Origin of the sequence: Microbacterium sp. bgisy189 (genome assembly GCF_965345345.1) — a bacterium.
Lineage (GTDB): Bacteria > Actinomycetota > Actinomycetes > Actinomycetales > Microbacteriaceae > Microbacterium.
In genome coordinates this window covers 14,358-30,769 of the sequence record NZ_CBDRMZ010000002.1, presented here as the reverse complement: position 1 = coordinate 30,769, position 16,412 = coordinate 14,358, and the positions used below count along the sequence as shown (strand labels likewise).

Annotated in this window: 14 protein-coding genes; 8 read left to right on the top strand and 6 right to left on the bottom strand. The window is 70.7% G+C overall.

From position 1 onward, the window contains the following. Positions 1–4 precede the first annotated feature (4 nt). Positions 5–1,318: an O-antigen ligase family protein gene (locus ACSF8R_RS03210; RefSeq protein ID WP_434810416.1), complete on the bottom strand. Its 1,314-nt coding sequence runs from the start codon at positions 1,316–1,318 to the stop codon at positions 5–7. Further along, the gene (locus ACSF8R_RS03205; RefSeq protein WP_434810415.1) at positions 1,315–2,715 is read right to left on the bottom strand and encodes an O-antigen ligase family protein; all 1,401 of its coding nucleotides are present in this window, start codon (positions 2,713–2,715) and stop codon (positions 1,315–1,317) included. Before ACSF8R_RS03205 ends, ACSF8R_RS03210 begins: the two co-directional genes overlap by 4 nt. Positions 2,716–2,755: 40 nt before the next feature. Between ACSF8R_RS03205 and manA the strand changes: the two genes are divergently transcribed. The 4 genes from manA to ACSF8R_RS03185 all read left to right on the top strand — a co-directional run bounded on the left by manA (position 2,756) and on the right by ACSF8R_RS03185 (position 8,684). Next, positions 2,756–3,904 carry a mannose-6-phosphate isomerase, class I gene (gene manA, locus ACSF8R_RS03200; protein ID WP_434810414.1) on the top strand — a complete coding sequence of 383 codons (1,149 nt, stop codon included), beginning with the start codon at positions 2,756–2,758 and terminating at the stop codon, positions 3,902–3,904. A 146-nt stretch (positions 3,905–4,050) separates the two neighbouring features. Then, positions 4,051–4,371, top strand: coding sequence for a WhiB family transcriptional regulator (locus ACSF8R_RS03195; protein WP_434810413.1), 321 nt, complete (start codon positions 4,051–4,053; stop codon positions 4,369–4,371). 72 nt (positions 4,372–4,443) lie between these two features. Then, on the top strand, positions 4,444–7,278 hold the full coding sequence (locus tag ACSF8R_RS03190) for a glycosyltransferase (protein WP_434810412.1): 2,835 nt from the start codon (positions 4,444–4,446) through the stop codon (positions 7,276–7,278). After that, positions 7,275–8,684, top strand: coding sequence for a DUF5719 family protein (locus ACSF8R_RS03185; RefSeq protein WP_434810411.1), 1,410 nt, complete (start codon positions 7,275–7,277; stop codon positions 8,682–8,684). The genes ACSF8R_RS03190 and ACSF8R_RS03185 overlap by 4 nt, the downstream gene beginning before the upstream one ends. 6 nt (positions 8,685–8,690) lie before the next feature. Here ACSF8R_RS03185 and ACSF8R_RS03180 read toward each other — a convergent pair whose 3' ends face one another. Then, positions 8,691–9,119, bottom strand: a complete 429-nt coding sequence (locus tag ACSF8R_RS03180) for a metallopeptidase family protein (RefSeq protein ID WP_434810410.1) — start codon at positions 9,117–9,119, stop codon at positions 8,691–8,693. A gap of 80 nt (positions 9,120–9,199) precedes the next feature. Between ACSF8R_RS03180 and ACSF8R_RS03175 the strand changes: the two genes are divergently transcribed. Further along, entirely contained in the window at positions 9,200–9,406 is a 207-nt protein-coding gene (locus tag ACSF8R_RS03175; protein ID WP_434810409.1) for a DUF3499 family protein, read from the top strand. Positions 9,407–9,506: 100 nt separating this feature from the next. On the opposite strand, the gene ACSF8R_RS03170 is transcribed toward ACSF8R_RS03175, so the two are convergent. Then, positions 9,507–10,349: an RDD family protein gene (locus ACSF8R_RS03170; RefSeq protein WP_434810408.1), complete on the bottom strand. Its 843-nt coding sequence runs from the start codon at positions 10,347–10,349 to the stop codon at positions 9,507–9,509. A 16-nt stretch (positions 10,350–10,365) separates the two neighbouring features. On the opposite strand from ACSF8R_RS03170, the gene ACSF8R_RS03165 reads away from it, so the two are divergent. From ACSF8R_RS03165 to katG, 3 genes are read left to right on the top strand one after another with little or no spacing between them, the layout of a single operon-like run. Then, positions 10,366–11,361, top strand: coding sequence for a stage II sporulation protein M (locus ACSF8R_RS03165; RefSeq protein WP_434810407.1), 996 nt, complete (start codon positions 10,366–10,368; stop codon positions 11,359–11,361). Between the two features lie 57 nt (positions 11,362–11,418). Next, complete coding sequence (locus ACSF8R_RS03160) at positions 11,419–11,838, top strand: Fur family transcriptional regulator (RefSeq protein WP_434810807.1); 420 nt, start codon at positions 11,419–11,421, stop codon at positions 11,836–11,838. 36 nt (positions 11,839–11,874) lie between these two features. Next, positions 11,875–14,136, top strand: a complete 2,262-nt coding sequence (gene katG / locus ACSF8R_RS03155) for a catalase/peroxidase HPI (protein WP_434810406.1) — start codon at positions 11,875–11,877, stop codon at positions 14,134–14,136. Between the two features lie 78 nt (positions 14,137–14,214). Here the strand turns inward: katG and ACSF8R_RS03150 are convergent, their stop codons facing one another. Next, positions 14,215–15,021 carry an aquaporin gene (locus ACSF8R_RS03150; RefSeq protein ID WP_434810405.1) on the bottom strand — a complete coding sequence of 269 codons (807 nt, stop codon included), beginning with the start codon at positions 15,019–15,021 and terminating at the stop codon, positions 14,215–14,217. Positions 15,022–15,107: 86 nt separating this feature from the next. Beyond that, complete coding sequence (locus tag ACSF8R_RS03145; protein ID WP_434810404.1) at positions 15,108–16,409, bottom strand: DUF58 domain-containing protein; 1,302 nt, start codon at positions 16,407–16,409, stop codon at positions 15,108–15,110. Positions 16,410–16,412: the final 3 nt, after the last annotated feature.

Here is a 16,412-nt window from a genome sequence, read left to right as displayed (position 1 = left end):
GATTCTAGCGGAGCGGCTTCGGCGTTCCTGTGCCCGAAGGCGGTGACGACGCTGCGTCGATGCCGCTGCGCCAGCCCTTCACCAGTGACGCCCGAGTCGCGCACACCACGAGCAGGAACCACCCGTAGCCGCCCAGCAGCGAACTCGTGACGACCGAGTCGGCGAGTAGGCAGATCACGACCAGCGCCGACCAGGTGTACACGGTGGAGCGGCGTTCGGATGCCGTCATCCATGCCCTCGCCAGCGCGAGACCGGCGAAAGCGGCCAGCAGCACGACGCCGGCGCCGCCCGCCTGCAGCAGCATGTCCATCCAGGCGTTCAGCGCCGAGGCATGGTCGTGACCGACCAGGAACCGCAGATAGTTGTACGGCATGACCCCGTCGGGCCACGTGCCCACCCAGCCCCACCCCTGGACGGGGCGGGTCTCGCTCAGGTCGAGGATTTCGTTCCACAGCCGTGACCGCGTGAAGAAGTCGGGCTCGGCGTTGAGCCAGTACACGAGCGGGCGGCGGAAGACGTACACGAGCACGCCGGCCATGACGACGACCGCGGCGATGCCCACCTGCAGTGAACGCCGAGCGGGGGCCGCGGTGCGGCGCACGGCGACAAGCACGAGTGTTGCGAATGCCGCGACGACGCCCATCATGAGCACGATCGGCGATGCCGTGAAGACGGCGCAGGCGACGGCGATCGCAACCGAATACAGCGACAGCTCCCGGGGCACGGAACGGGTGCGCCACTCGACGAGGAACGTGATGAGCGCGAGCACCGCGACCAGCCCCAGTTGCGTGCGGGTGCCGAACAGGCCCTGGATCGGGCCGCCTTCGGCGAGGTTGCCCGCGACGCCGAGGAACGGGATCGGCAGGTCGAGCAGGATGCCGCTGAGCAGCTCGATCAGCAGCGATCCGGTGAGCAGGACGCGCAGCACGTCGCCGGTCGCACGCACCGTCTGCAGGGTGTCGCGGAACTGCGCCACCACGATCGCGAGGAACGTCGGCGCCCCCAGTTGCAGCCAACCGCTGAGGCTGGCGCCGACCGACCTCGACCACAGGGTCGTCACGAGCAGCCACAGCAGCAGCAGGGCGAGCGTCGTGGGCATGAGCTCATACCAGCGCCACTCGCGCCGACGGGCCACGAGGATCGCGCCGCCGAGGGTGCACAGGCCCACGATGATGGCGCCGTAGCCCGCGTCGCCCATCAACTGACGCAGCAGGTGGGTCGCGAACAGGGCGCCGATGGTCGCCACCGCGAACGCCGAGGCGACCTCGCTCGAGCGCAGGACCCGCAGCGCGGTTCGCAGAGCCGAGCCGGCGCTCATCGCTCGGTCAGCCGCTCGCCCTGCTCGCCGGCCAACCGCTGTTCGGACGGGCCGCGACCCAGCAACGGGGCTTGTTTGATCTTGAACGCGAGGAGGACGACGAACATCCACCCCCAGTTCAGCAGCGGACCCGACTCGGCGAGCCCCTGCACCACCAGGACGGCGGCGGTCAGGGTCGGCAGCAAGGTGATGGGGGAGTAGGGGCGGTCGTCGACGAGATCCCAACGAGGGCGGTCGACGGCGAAGAACCAGGAGCGCCACAGGAACGCGAGGTAGGCGAGCGCCATCAGGACCAGACCGATGACGCCGAGCTGGAACAGCACATCGAGCCACATGTTGTGCGCCTGCATGACCGTCTCGCCGTGGTCGACGATCCACCGGTCGAAGCCCGGGTCGGAGGGGACCCAGGGCGTCGAGAAGCCCCAGCCCAGAACGGGGCGTTGGGCGATCCGCTCCCACACCGCGCTCCAGATCGCTTCGCGGCCGGTGAGGTCGGAGGAGCGCCCGAGGAGCGAGAAGACGTGATCGCGCAGCATCCACAGCGCGGTGAGCCCGCCCACCGCGACGAGTGCGTACGCCACGTAATACCGGGTGCGCTCGCCGGGACGGGTTGTGCGGCGCATGAGCAACGCGGTCACCAGCACGACCGCCGCCAGGCCGGCGGCGAGGAACGCCGTGGCGGAGCCCGCTCGCACGAACAGGTAGAGCGAGAGCGCCGTCCACAGCACCAGCAGTGTGCGCCGCGGCGCACGCGAGGCGATGCGGATGCTGAAGACGATGATGCCGAGGAGTGCGACATACGCGAGTGCATTGGAGTTGCCGAACAGGCCCTGGATGCGACCGCCGTCGAAGAGGTTGTCGCGCGACCACAGCACGATCGGGTCGTCGACCGGTCCGTCGGGGCGGACGAACTGCGGAAGGATCGGCCCGCCCCACAGCAGCGAGATCCACAGTTCGAACAGGACGGACAGCGCGAGGATCCACTTCAGCGCCGAGGCCATCGCCCGCACCAGTTCGCGCCAGGTCAACACGGCTCCCACGAACATGGCCTGCCCCGTGGTGACGAGGAGGAGGAGCAGCGTGGTCGCGGTCGCGGCCGGCCACGCGGTCCAGATGAGGGATGCGACCGCCCAGGCGACATAGAGCAGTGCGATCCAGGGCAGGCGGCGCAGTTGCACCGCTGGACGCAGCGTCAGCCACAGCACCGCTGAGACGAGCGCAGACCCGACCAGCACACCTGCGGTGACTTCGGGGCCGAAAGCCATCAGCCAGCTCGTCCCGGCGAGCCCGCCGGCCAGCACGAAGATGCACCAGCCGCGCAGCAGCAGATGCCCCGTCTTCTCACGAACCGGCGCCGCGGGGGGCGCCGCGACCGGGTGGCTGGTGTGGACCGTCATCTCCACAGAAGGCTATCGCGCGGGCGTCTAGGCTGAGGGCGTGCTCGTGACGATCTCCAATCGGCCCCGTGATTACGCCTGGGGCTCCACAACGCTGCTCGCCGACCTTGAGGGGCGGACCCCCGACGGGCGGCCCGAGGCGGAGGTCTGGTTCGGCGACCACCCGGGATGCCCCGCGCTGGTCGGAGACGGCTCCGGCCGCACCCTCGATGCTGTGCGCGCGGATGCCGAGGCGCCTCGCCTGTCCTTCTTGCTGAAGTTGCTGGCCGCTGGATCGCCGCTGTCGATCCAGGCGCACCCTTCGCGTGCCCAGGCGATCGAAGGATTCGCCCGGGAGGAAGCCGCCGGGATCCCGCGGGATGCGGGAGAGCGCACCTACCGCGACGACAACCACAAGCCCGAGCTCATCGTCGCCGTCAGCGACGTGTTCCGCGCACTCGCCGGACTCCGTCCGCTCGAGCAGACGCGCCTGCTGCTGGACGGGCTCGGTGACGCCGCCGGTGTGCGCGCGCTCGCTGACCGACTCTCCGGCGCGGACGAGACGGCCGCGCTGCGCGACACGATCCAGTGGCTCCTCTCGGGCGGTGCGCAGGCCGAGGTCGACGACGTGATCGAGGCGGTGCGGGGCGCGGACGACGAAGCGTTCGCCGTCGAACTGACCGCCCTGCGCGGCATCGCAGACGCCTACCCGGGCGACCCGGGAGTCGTGGTCGCTTTGCTCATGAACGTCGTCGAACTGCGCCGAGGTGAGGCCGTCTTCGTCGACGCGGGTGTGCTCCACGCCTACCTGGAGGGCCTGGGCGTCGAACTGATGGCGGCCAGCGACAACGTGCTGCGCGGCGGCCTCACGCCCAAGCACATCGACGTGGCCGAGCTCATGACGATCGTCGACACGAGCACCTCGGCACCGCCCGTGCTGCCGGCACGCCCCGTCGCGGACGGTGTCGCAGTGTTCGACGCTGGAATCGCCGACTTCGCGCTGTGGCGTGTGGCGGTATCGGGCGGCTCGACCGACGTCGCCCTGAACGGTCCCGCGATCGCCGTCTCGACGACCGGTGGCGTCACGGTGACTGCAGGCGGCTCGGCCGTCGCGCTCGCCGCAGGCGGAGCGGTCTATGCGGACGAGGCCGAGGCGACGATCACCGTCTCTGGAACCGGCGAGGTCTTCATCGCGCAGCCCGGCCGGTGACGGGATCGTGACACGCCGCGCCGTGTCGTGAAGGTTCAATCCCCACTTGAGGCTTTACAGTTCGCGACTTGACCGGAGCGAATGACACGGGTGTAATTATCCGTACACGTCGAACGGCGTGGGGCCTATACAGGGGGAGGATCGACATGACGGGTTACCGTTCCGGCGTTCCCGACAATTGGTTCGTCGACCCGATCAACCTCGGCGTTCCCGGTGTGCGCCGACCGGTCGAGACCGATGTCGACAGTGCACTGGCCTGGCAGTCCGACGCGCTGTGCGCGCAGACCGATCCCGAGGCGTTCTTCCCTGAGAAGGGCGGATCGACCCGCGATGCCAAGCGCATCTGCTCGTCGTGCGACGTGCGAGGCGAGTGCCTCGAGTACGCGCTGCAGAACGACGAGCGGTTCGGCATCTGGGGTGGCCTGAGCGAACGCGAACGTCGCAAGATCAAGCGCCGCGCCGTCTGATCGCGACGGATCCGCGCGAATCGCGCGCGGCCTGCGGAGTCGTGACGCGGCCCCGCTTAGGCTGACGGAGCCATGCCCGCCCGCGTCCATGCCCTCCTCGTCGTGCGCCCCGACGGACGAATCCCCGTCGATCTGCACCTGCGACGCACGCTGAGCGCGCTCCAAGCGCAGACTCGACCCGTCGACGCGCTGACCGTCGTGTTGTGCGGCGACGACGCCGAGCTTCGCGGGATCGCGAACGAGAGCGGAGCCGAGGGGATCATCGCGGCCTCGCGGGGGACCACGTTCGCGCAGGCGCTCGCGATGGCCAGCCACCGGCTCCGCGGCGATGCGGTGTGGCTGCTCGCCCAAGACACCGCGCCCGCGCCCGACGCGCTCGCAAAACTCGCCGGTGCGCTCGAGACCTCACCGTCGATGGCGTTCGCCGCACCGAAGCTCGTCCGCTGGGCGCACGCCGACCGCATCGTGTCGCTCGGCGTGACGATGACGGCGCTCGGACGCACCGTCGTGCTCGCCGAGGACGAACTCGACCAGGGGCAGCACGACGGCCGCGACGACGTCCTCGGCGCGGACGTGCGCGGCATTCTCGTGCGAGCCGATGCCTGGCAGGAACTCGGCGGGCTCGACACCGCGCTGGCGGGAGCCGACGAAGGACTCGACCTCGGCATCCGTGCACGACTTGCCGGCCGCCGTGTCGCCCTTGCCCCCACGGCGCTCGTCGCCGTCGCAGGGGATGGTGTCGCCGCGCCCCCGTCGGGGCGCGCGTCGGGGCTGCGCGTGCATCGCGCGTACGTCCGACGGCTCGCGCAGCTGCACCGGCGGCTCGCCTACGCGCCTGCGGCCGCGGTGCCGTTGCACTGGCTCTCGCTCCTCCCGCTGGCGATCTGGCGAACCCTCGCAGACCTCGTCGCCAAGCGACCGCTCGGCATCGGTCCTGACTGGGTCGCCGCCGTCACGGCGATGCTGCGCCCGGCCGCCGTGCTCCGATCGCGCGGTCGCATCCGGCGAAGCAGGACGACGTCGTGGGCGCAATTGGCGCCGCTGCGGATGTCGCGGGCGCAACTCGGGCAGCGGCTCGGCGTCGACGACGAGCATGCCGTCGGCGGCGGTCGCGACGAGCTGCACTTCTTCACCGGCGGCGGTGCCTGGGTGGTGCTCGCCTTCCTCGTGCTGTCGGTCGCCGCGTTCCCTGCGCTGCTCGCATGGCCCGCGCTCGGGGGTGGTGCGCTGGCGCCCCTGCGCACCACCGTCGCAGGACTCTGGGCCGATGCCGCCTTCGGCAACCGACCGGTCGGCTGGCAGCTCGTGGGACCGGCAGACCCGTTCAGCGGTGTTGTGGCCGCGCTGGGCACGCTCTGGCCGTTCGAGCCGTCTCGCGCCCTCGTCGCGCTCTGGGTGCTCGCCCTGCCGCTGGCCGCACTCGGCGGTTGGTTCGCGGCGACGCGTGTCACGTCGAGTGCAACGCTGCGTGCGTTCGTGGCGATCGCGTGGGCGCTCGCTCCCACATTGCTGTCGGCGCTCGTCGAAGGTCGCCCCACGGGCGTGCTCGTGCATCTGCTCCTGCCATGGCTGCTGCTGACGGCGTCCGTCGCGCATCGCACGTGGAGCGGAGCCGGTATCGCATCGCTGCTCGTGCTCGCCGTCATCGCCTGCTCCCCGTCGGTCGCGCCGGCCCTCGTCGTGCTGTGGACGGTCGCGCTGATCCTGACGATCGCGGTGCGTCGCGGACGAGGGACAGCCCGCGTGCTGTGGCTCATCGTGCCGACCGTCGTCGCGTTCTCGCCGCTCGTCTGGCACCGGATCCGCCAGGCCGATCCGTGGGCGCTGCTCGCCGATCCCGGCGTCGCCGCCGCGCTCTCGGGCCGGGTCGACGGAGTGATCGACCGCATCCTGCTGGCCGCAGGATTCCCCACCGTGGACCCCGCCGGATGGAGCGCACTGCTCGGGGCGAACGCCTCGACCTGGTGGGTGGCGCTGCTCGTCGCACCCCTGCTGCTGCTGGCAGTGACCGCTGTGCAGACCAGGCGCATCGTCCCGGTCGCGGTGCTGCTGCTGACCGCCGTGGTGGGCATGGTGACCGCGCTCATCACGACCGGCGTCACGGTTGCGGCGTCCGGTTCGACGGCCGTCGGCATCTGGCCCGGAGCCGCGCTCAGCCTTGCATGGGCGGGGCTCGTCGGTGCTGCGGCCATCGCACTGCACCTCGTGCCCGTGCCGCGACTGGTTCGCGCCGCAGCAGGTGCGGTCGCGGTCGCCGCGCTCGTCGCATGCGCGGTGCCGTCGCTCACAGCGTCCGTTCGCGGCGCGACCGCGCTCACGAACGGGCCGACCAGCACGCTCCCGGCGTACGTCGCGGCCGAAGCCGGTGGCGGACGCGGCGAAGGGACCCTCGTGCTCTCACCGCTCGCAGACGGGTCGATCCGCGCGACGGTCGTGTGGAGCGGCACCGAAGCGCTGGGTGGACAGACGACGCTGCTCTCGGCGCACGCGGCGGCGACCCCCGACGACATCACCCTGGCCCGGCTGACGGCGGACCTCGTCTCGGAATCGCCCGATGACGCGATCACGCAACTGGCCGAACACGGCATCGGTTTCGTGCTGGTAACGATCGACGCCGATGAATCCGACGCGGCCAGGGCGACGCGGCTGGGCGCCCAGACCGCCCTCGATCAACGGGAGCGCCTCGACAACGTCGGCGACACCGGAAACCGCGTGCTGTGGCGGGTCTCAGACGAGGTCGCGCCGCGCCGGGTCGCGGATTCCGTCGCGGACACGGCTCGGACGGTCGCCGTCGTGCAGCTCGGCGTCATCGTCGTCGCGCTGCTGCTCGCCCTCCCGACCGCGGCGAGCCGGGCGGCCTCGCGCCGCAAGCCGCGCATCGTCGGGCTGGAACGGAGCCGCTCATGACGTCGTCCTGGATCGGCACGGGTGCTCGTGCCGCCGTGCGCCTTGCACTCGTCGCGGTGTGCGCGGGAGCGGTCGCAGCCGCCGTGCTCGTTCCGTGGCACGCGATCGAGCGCGAACCGCTGTCGCTGTCGGCCCAGCCGGTGCCGTCTGCTTCGATACTCGCCTGCACAGGGCCGGTGCTGGCGGCCGGGCGGGACTCGCAGCAGGCGGGATCGCTGTCCGAGGCGGCACGGCAGCGAGTGACCGTCGGCGTCACCGCGGGAGCGACCGTCCCCGACGAGCGCACCCTCGACATCCCCGACGTCAGCAGCGGCACGGGCCCCGAGACCTTCATCGCGCCGCCGAACGGCCGCGAGCGCACGGATCTGGCCGCCGCAGGCTCGGCGCAGGTCACCGACGACGACCTCAGCGGGTTCGCCGCTTCCACGTGCGCGCCGCCGCGGCTGGAATCGTGGCTGGTGGGCGGCAGCGCCGCCGTCGGCGCCGCAGATCTCATCATGCTGTCGAACCCAGGCGAGGTCGCCGCGCAAGTCGATCTCACCGTCTACGGCGGCGCGGGCATGGACGCGCCCGCCGCGGGCGCCGGCATCGTCGTCCCGGCGGGCTCGCAGCGCATCGTGCCGTTGGCTTCGCTCGGCATCGGCGAAGAAGCCCCCGTCGTCCGGGTCACCGCGAGCGGGGCTCCGGTGCACGCGAGCCTGCAGACGAGCATCATCCGCACACTGGTGCCGGGCGGTGTCGATCACGTCGGGGCCACGTCGACGCCGACGCAGCGGCAGGTCATTCCTGCAGTCACCGTCACCCGAGCGCCCGGAGAAGAAGGCGCGACCGATGTCACCACACTCTTGCGCGTCCTCGCCCCGTCCGACGACGGTGAGGCGACGGTCACGGTGACCGGTGTCGGGCAGACGCAGCCGGCAGACACGCAGCAGGTGTCGCTTGCGGCGGGCGTTCCGCTCGAGCTCGAACTCGGCGGACTCGCGGTCGGCACGTACACAGTGCAGATCGACGCGTCGGTGCCGGTGGTCGGTGCTGTCTGGGAGACGACCGGCTTCGGAGCAGGTTCGGACTTCGCCTGGTACACGAGCGCCGACGAGGTGGGGGTGCCGAGCCTCGTCGCCGTGGCATCGGGCTCGTCGCCGTCGCTCGTGCTGCACAACGCGGGTGACGCGGATGTCGCGGTCGAGCTCGCGGAGGACGCGGGCACTGGTGACGTCGACACGGTGACGGTCCCGGCCGGCCAAGCCGTGCAGCTGCGTGTTCGCGGCGGAGAGGTCTACCGCCTCACGACGTCCGGTGGTGGTGTCCGTGCGGCGGTCGAGTACAGCACGGGCGGAAGGCTCGCCGGCTACGCCGTCGTCCCGGCGGATGCGGCGGCGGCAGAGGTGCGGGTGTACCCGCAGTAGCCGCGCTCAGAAGTAGCGGAACCGCTCCGGCCCCAGATCCCACGGGTCACGGTCCAGGTACTCCGCGGCGGCTCGGAACACGGAGCCCTCGATCTGCATGCGGCGGTGCAGGTCGTCGTTGCGGTGCAGGTGGGCGAGCCGCTCGATCGGCAGTCGGTACAGCACGATGCGCTTCTGCTCGGTGTCGACCGTCCACCGGGGGATGCCGTCGTCATCCGGTGCGGCGGGCATCGCGCCCACTTCGAATCGCACCTCACGCAGTTCCGGCCATGCCGAGCGCAGGAACTCGGCCGCAGACCCGACCGCGAGGTCGAACTTGTCGGCGCGGGTCTCGAGCGGCGGCAGCGGGGGACGCACGACGGGGCTGCGGTCGTCGCGTCCGTGACGCCCGTGCCGCGTCGGGCGACGGGCTGGTCGGGAGCGGCGCCGGATCATGTGCCCATCCTATGGCGCGTCCGTTCATCGCCCGGCGCGCCGACGACCGCGCGCACCGCGTGGCGGGTACCGTGGCACCGATGCTCGAGAGACTGTGTTCCAAGGTGGGTTGCGCGCGTGAAGCCGTGACCACCCTCACCTTCGACTACGGCGACCAGATGGCCGCCGTCGGTCCACTGGGCGGCAACGTCGACCCGCACGCGCACGACCTGTGCGCCGTGCACACCGATCGGCTCTCGGTGCCCAAGGGGTGGGTCGTCGTGCGGCACGAAACGCTCCGCGTCTGACAGACCCCGAGTGGGACAAGAGGCGGATGCCGCGCACCGAAACCGCCACCGAACACGTCGTCGCAGACCTCGCCCTCGCGGCTGACGCGCGTGCGGCCCGTCAGCGCTGCGGAAAGTCGCGCGGCGTGTCGCTCACGCCGACGAGCAGTCCGGACACGCGCTGCGACTGCAGCTCGAGTGCGGCGTACTCGCGGTCCCTGCGTACTGCGACGACGGCGCGCAGGAACGTCTCGGGGTCGACCTCGGGCACGGGGGAGACGAAGGGGCGCACCTCGGCGGCGATCGTCGTCGCAGCCCGGGCGCGCGCGTGCGGCAGCAGCTTGTCGGCACTGCGCACGAACTGCCCCGCGCGCCGAGCGACCCGATCCGGCAGCCGTGCGACGTCGGCGGTGCGTGCCCACTCGGTCAATGCCGGGGGGATGCCGCCCGCCGGCCACGGCAGCTTCGGCGCGCGCGTGCGTTCGGCGTAGGTGCCGGCCAGCAGGTCGCCGAGTCGCTGGGCGCGCGGCGTGAACGCGCCGACGACGCCGGCGATCGCGCCCATCGTGAACCAGATCTCGAGCACGCCGACGAGCGCGCGGATGAACGCATGGCGGAATCCGATCGCGCCGCCGTCGGCGCGCACGATCCGGCTGCCGACGGCGAGCTTTCCGAGGCTGCGTCCGCGGGTCGCGGTCTCGATGGCGGTCGGGATGACGATCGTGATCAGCACCATGGTCGAAATCGTCACGATCGTGCCGATGGAGAGCAGGTCGACGCCGTTGCCGCCGATCCACGCGAACACGATGATGAACAAGATCACGAGCGCGATCGAGGCGATGACATCGATGAGGGTGCCCAGTGCCCGCATGAAGAAGCCGACGGGTTGGACATCGAGCGCGACGGCCTCGCCGGTGAGGATCTCATCCTGTGCGATCTGCGCGGCCGGCGCCGGGGTCCCCATGGGTACAGTGAACCACATGGACCTCGATGCGCTGACGGCCGCCCGACGCGCGGAATGGGAGCGCCTCGACGAGCTGGGGCGCACGCGCCGGCTTACCAGCGCGGAGGTCGACGAACTCGTCGAGCGGTACCGCGCGGCATCCGCCGATCTCGCCGACATCAAGACCTCGGCGGGCCGCAGCACAGAAGGCGACCACCTCTCGACACTCCTCGCGCGTGCCCGGCTGCGGCTGACCGGCGCCGGCGACAACGTGCTGCGGCAGGTGCCTCGCTTCTTCGCGCTCCAGTTGCCTGCAGCGCTCTACCGCCTGCGGTGGACGACGCTCGCGATCACGCTGGGATTCCTCCTCGTCGGGGTGCTCGCCGCGGTCTGGATCGTGCAGGATCCCGCCGTCCTCGCGGCGCTCGGCGACCAGGCCGACCTTGAGCAGTACGCCGAGGAGGATTTCGTGTCGTACTACAGCGAGAACCCCGCGGCGGCTTTCGCGGGCACCGTATGGACGAACAATGCGTGGATCGCCGCGCAGTGCGTCATGTTCGGGGTGACCGGCATCTGGCCGCTCATGGTGATCATGCAGAACGCGATCGGCATCGGCACCGCGGGGGCGGTGCTGTTCGCCTTCGGTCGAGGCGATGTCTTCCTGCTCTACATCGCCCCGCATGGCCAGCTCGAACTGACCTGCATCTTCGTCGCGGGGGCGGCGGGGCTGCACATCTTCTGGGCGTGGGTCGCGCCGGGAACCCGCAGCAGGGGCGAATCGCTGGCCGCTGCGGGCAGATCGCTCGCGACGGTCGCGGTGGGTCTGATCATCGCCCTCGCGGTCTCTGGCATCGTCGAGGGTTTCGTGACCCCGCAACCATGGCCGTGGGTCGTGAAGATCGGCATCGGCACGCTCGTGCTGGCGGCATTCCTCTTCTACATGCTCGTCGTGGGCAGGCGTGCGGCACGTCTCGGTGAGACGGGCGATCTCACGGAATACGAAGCCGGAACCGCACGCCTCATCGTCGGCTGATTGTTTTGACGTGATCAAAACAAGGCGTAAGCTGGTGACGTGACCCTCACCCACCCCATGCCCGACGCCGCCACGGCGATCCGCGGCGCGGGACTGCGCGTGACCGAGTCTCGGACCGCCGTCTACGACGCGCTCGCCGACCGCCCGCACGCCAGCGCAGACGACGTGTTCGCCATCGTGCAGCCCCGTCTGCCGGTGACCAGTCGCCAGTCGGTCTACAACGCCCTCGGCGATTTCGCCGAAGCGGGCCTCGTGCGGCGTATCGAGCCGGCCGGTCGAGCGATGCTGTTCGAACTGCGCGTCGGCGACAACCACCATCACCTGGTGTGCTCGCGGTGCGGCGCCGTCCGAGACGTCGACTGCGTCGTCGGACACGCACCATGCATCACTCCCGCCGACAACCACGGATTCACCGTCGATGTCGCCGAGGTCACCTTCTGGGGACTGTGCCCCGACTGCGCGACCGACCCACACTGACCCTCAGTCCAACGACCACTCCACGGAAGGAACACAATGACCGACCGAGACCAGGACACCACCGGCATCGGGAACGACCCGACGCCCATGGACCAGGCCGTCACCGTCACCGACGAGCCGCAGGAGCAGACCGGCGGCGGCTGCCCCGTCATCCACTCCCAGCCCCACCCCACCACCGGTTCGGCCAACCGCGTGTGGTGGCCCAACCAGCTCAACATCAAGTTGCTCGCCAAGAACGTGCGTGAGCGCAGCCCGCTGGACGAAGGCTTCGACTACAAGGCCGCCTTCGAGGCGCTCGACCTCGCCGCCGTCAAGGCCGACATCGACGCGGTCCTGACGACTTCGCAGGACTGGTGGCCCGCCGACTTCGGCAACTACGGTCCGCTCATGATCCGCATGGCGTGGCACAGCGCGGGCACCTACCGGGTGTTCGACGGCCGCGGCGGTGGTGGCGCGGGCCAGCAGCGCTTCGCACCGCTCAACAGCTGGCCCGACAACGTCAACCTCGACAAGGCCCGCCGTCTGCTCTGGCCCGTCAAGAAGAAGTACGGCCAGTCGATCTCGTGGGCCGACCTCATGATCCTCGCCGGCAACGTCGCGCTCGAGAACATGGGCTTCGCGACCTTCGGCTTCGCCGGCGGCCGTGTCGACGAGTGGGAGCCCGACGACGACGTGTACTGGGGCGGCGAGACCACCTGGCTCGGCAGCGACCAGCGCTTCAGCGGCGACCGTGAGCTCGACGAGCCGCTCGCCGCGACCCACATGGGTCTCATCTACGTCAACCCCGAAGGCCCCGAGGGCAACCCCGACCCCGTCGCCGCCGCCCACGACATCCGCGAGACCTTCGCGCGCATGGCCATGAACGACGAGGAGACCGTCGCGCTCATCGCCGGTGGACACACCTTCGGCAAGACCCACGGTGCCGCCCCCGACACGAACATCGAGGACAACCCCGAGGCCGCCGGCCTCGAGCAGCAGGGCCTCGGCTGGAAGAACAACCATGCCTCGGGCAAGGGTGACGACACGATCACCTCCGGCCTCGAGGTGACCTGGACCTATCACCCGACCCGCTGGGACAACGAGTTCTTCCACATCCTGTTCGCCTACGAGTGGGAGCTCTTCCAGAGCCCCGCCGGCGCGCACCAGTGGCGTCCCAAGAACGGTGCCGGCGCCGACATGGTGCCCCTCGCGCACTCGAACGGTCGCCGCGAGCCCCGCATGCTCACGACCGACCTGTCGCTGCGCATGGACCCGGCCTACGAGAAGATCTCGCGCCGCTTCCTCGAAGACCCGAACGCGTTCGCCGACGCCTTCGCCCGTGCCTGGTTCAAGCTCACCCACCGTGACATGGGCCCACTCTCGCGCTACCTCGGCGCCGAGGTGCCCGCCGAAGAGCTCATCTGGCAGGACCCGGTGCCGGCCGTCGACCACGAGCTGATCGACGCCGCCGACGCCGCGGCCCTCAAGCAGCAGATCCTCGACTCCGGCCTGACGGTCTCGGAGCTGGTCGCCACGACGTGGGCCGCGGCATCCACCTTCCGCGGCAGCGACAAGCGTGGCGGCGTCAACGGCGCCCGCATCCGCCTCGCCCCGCAGAAGGACTGGGAGGTCAACAACCCCGCCCAGCTGCAGAAGGTGCTCGCGGTGCTCGAGGGCGTCAAGGCCTCGTTCGACACCGACGCCAAGAAGGTGTCCCTGGCCGACCTCATCGTGCTCGCGGGCAACGCGGGTGTCGAGAAGGCGGCAGCGGATGCCGGGGTGACCGTCGAGGTGACCTTCAACCCGGGTCGCACCGACGCCTCGCAGGAGCAGACCGACGTCGAGTCGTTCGGCTACCTCGAGCCGATCGCCGACGGCTTCCGCAACTACCAGAGCCGTCGCGCGCCCATGCCGGCCGAGTACCACCTCATCGACAAGGCCAACCTGCTCACGCTGACCGCGCCCGAGATGACGGTGCTCGTCGGTGGCTTGCGCGCCCTCGGCGCCAACTGGGACGGCTCGGCGCACGGTGTGTTCACCGACCGCGTCGGTGTGCTCACGAACGACGTGTTCGTGAACCTGCTCGACCTCGGCGCCGACTGGAAGCCGCTCGACCCCGGCTCGCACGCGTTTGCCGGAACCCGTGACGGCCAGGCCATCGGCGTCGGCACCCGTGTCGACCTGCTGTTCGGCTCCAACTCCGAACTGCGCGCCCTCGCTGAGGTCTACGCCTCCGACGACGCGGCTGAGAAGTTCGCCCGCGACTTCGCCGCAGCGTGGGGCAAGGTCACCGAGCTGGACCGCTTCGACCTGCGCTGAGCACACCCGCTCACACTGAACCGGCCCCTTCCGCGCAGTGCGGAAGGGGCCGGTTCGTCGTGAGGCGGTGGGTTCGATTCAGAAGCTCGGCTTCGTGTCGAACAGTGTGCGGTGCGCGAATCCTGCAAGCAGCGCGCCCACGATCGGGAACACCAGGAACACCCACAGCTGCATCAGCGGCTCTGCGCCGCCGTAGATCGCCGTCGCGATCGAGCGTGCCGGGTTGACCGAGGTGTTGTCGATCGGGATGGATGCGAGGTGGATGAGGGTCAGCGTGAGGCCGATCACGAGGCCTGCGAGCTTCGTACCACGCGTCGCGTGCGTGACACCCAGGATCACGAGCACGAAGATGCCGGTGAACAGGATCTCGGCGGTGATGGCCGCCCCGATGCCGAAGCCGCCCGGCGACAGCGCGTCGTAGCCGTTGCTGGCGAAGCCGCCCGACTGCGCGGCCGACAGCCAGCCGCCCGGAGCGAACAGGCCGATCAGGACGATGCAGGTGGTGCCGACGGCGCCACCGACGATCTGGGCGATGATGTAGCCGATCGTGTCCTTCCACGCGAAACGGCCTGCGGCCGCAAGGCCCAGCGTCACGGCGGGATTGAAGTGGCCGCCCGAGATCGGACCCCACGCGTAGGCGCCGGCGACGACCGTGAGGCCGAACGCGAAGGCGACTCCGACGAAGCCGATGCCGAGCGACGAACCGTTCGTGCCGGTTCCGAAGTCCGATGCGAACAGCGCAGCGCTAATCGAGCCGAACACGAGCAGGAAGGTACCGAGGGCTTCGGCGAGCCATCGGGCCGCCATCGTCGGGCCGGGCTCGGCAGGAGTGTGGTCGAGGGGAGTGGGTGTGACCGGCTTCTCGGGACGAGGGTCGGTGCTCATGGCGCATCCTTTCGCGTGAGCGGTCGTTCTGGTGCAGATTCTGCCGTGCCGATGCCCGACACGACAGGACCCTCGCTGGACGAGTTTCAGAGTCGTCCGGTCGCCTTGAGCGCGAGATAGCGGTCGGCAATGGCCGGCGGCAGGTCTTCGGGCGTCGCGGTGATCGCTTCGCCGCCTGCCCGCCCCACGGCAGCCGACACGCGCTCGGCGTCGCGATCGGCGCGCTCGCGCGCTGCCTCCAGGTACACGTCGTCCGCGGTGCGCCGCGGCACGTGCTCGGCGGGAAGGTCGGTGGCGGTGCCGACCAGCACGTGGGCGCGCTTCGTGAGCGCCGGCAGCGAACCGAGGAACGCCCGCGCGGCATCGGGGGAGTCCTGCGCCGTCAGCAGCACCACGAGCGACGGGCGCGAGGTCATCGTCGCGACCTGCGCGATTGCGGCATCCCAGTCCGTGTCGATCAACTGCGGTTCGACGGGGGCCATGGCATCGACCATCGACGGCAGCAGGCGCGGGCCGTCGGTCCGCGTGACGCGCGCGCGAAGCGCCCGATCGAACATGACCAGGTGCACATGATCGCCGGCCCGCGAGGCGAGTGCCGCCAGCAGGAGGGCTGCCTCCATCGACGCGTCCAGCCGCACCCCATCGCCGACACGGGCGGCGCTCGTGCGCCCGGTGTCGATGACGATCACGACGTGACGATCGCGCTCGGGTCGCCAGGTGCGCAGCATCGTCGTGGCCGCACGGGCGGTCGCCCGCCAGTCGATCGAGCGCACGTCGTCGCCGCGGACGTACTCGCGCAGGCTGTCGAACTCGGTGCCCTGACCGCGTACCTGCACGCTCGTGTTGCCGTCGAGTTCGCGCAGTCTGGCCAGTCGCGACGGCAGATGGCGTCGCGATCGAAACGGCGGCAGCACCCGCAGCACCCCGGCCTCGTCGATGCGGCCTTGGCGCCCGGCGAGGCCGAACGGGCCGAAGACGCGCAGTGCCACGAATTCGCTGCGCAGCTCACCGCGGCGGCGCGGCCGCAACGGTACGTCGATCGCGCGTCGCTCGCCCGCCGGCACGATGATCAGGTGGCGGGATGCCGGAGCCCCCGCCGTCGGCTGCCACGCATCGCGCACCCGTGCCCGAAGCTCACGGGTGCCGGTGTTGTGCAGCAGCAGCCGGGTCGGCACCACCTCGTCGCGCAGGGCGCGGCCCGGTATCTGCCGCTGCACGCGCACCGCGCGCGGATCGGCCGCCAGCACCACGTCGATCGCGGCCGCCAGCAGGCACAGCAGCAGCCAGCCGCCGGTGACCGCCCACGCCGGGACGCCCGCTGTCGACAGCAGGATGACGGGCACCGCGCCGAAGGCGACGGCGAGTGCGAAACGGCCGGTGAGGTGCATCGA

Bases quoted from the DNA above. Each gene is read 5' to 3' on its own strand.
- ACSF8R_RS03150 (WP_434810405.1), bottom strand. From the start codon at position 15,021: ATGAGCACCGACCCTCGTCCCGAGAAGCCGGTCACACCCACTCCCCTC.
- ACSF8R_RS03190 (WP_434810412.1), top strand. From the start codon at position 4,444: ATGCCCGCCCGCGTCCATGCCCTCCTCGTCGTGCGCCCCGACGGACGA.
- ACSF8R_RS03160 (WP_434810807.1), top strand. From the start codon at position 11,419: ATGCCCGACGCCGCCACGGCGATCCGCGGCGCGGGACTGCGCGTGACC.
- ACSF8R_RS03175 (WP_434810409.1), top strand. From the start codon at position 9,200: ATGCTCGAGAGACTGTGTTCCAAGGTGGGTTGCGCGCGTGAAGCCGTG.
- ACSF8R_RS03145 (WP_434810404.1), bottom strand. From the start codon at position 16,409: ATGCACCTCACCGGCCGTTTCGCACTCGCCGTCGCCTTCGGCGCGGTG.
- ACSF8R_RS03180 (WP_434810410.1), bottom strand. From the start codon at position 9,119: ATGATCCGGCGCCGCTCCCGACCAGCCCGTCGCCCGACGCGGCACGGG.
- ACSF8R_RS03165 (WP_434810407.1), top strand. From the start codon at position 10,366: ATGGACCTCGATGCGCTGACGGCCGCCCGACGCGCGGAATGGGAGCGC.
- ACSF8R_RS03210 (WP_434810416.1), bottom strand. From the start codon at position 1,318: ATGAGCGCCGGCTCGGCTCTGCGAACCGCGCTGCGGGTCCTGCGCTCG.
- ACSF8R_RS03185 (WP_434810411.1), top strand. From the start codon at position 7,275: ATGACGTCGTCCTGGATCGGCACGGGTGCTCGTGCCGCCGTGCGCCTT.
- ACSF8R_RS03205 (WP_434810415.1), bottom strand. From the start codon at position 2,715: ATGACGGTCCACACCAGCCACCCGGTCGCGGCGCCCCCCGCGGCGCCG.
- katG (WP_434810406.1), top strand. From the start codon at position 11,875: ATGACCGACCGAGACCAGGACACCACCGGCATCGGGAACGACCCGACG.
- ACSF8R_RS03195 (WP_434810413.1), top strand. From the start codon at position 4,051: ATGACGGGTTACCGTTCCGGCGTTCCCGACAATTGGTTCGTCGACCCG.
- ACSF8R_RS03170 (WP_434810408.1), bottom strand. From the start codon at position 10,349: ATGGGGACCCCGGCGCCGGCCGCGCAGATCGCACAGGATGAGATCCTC.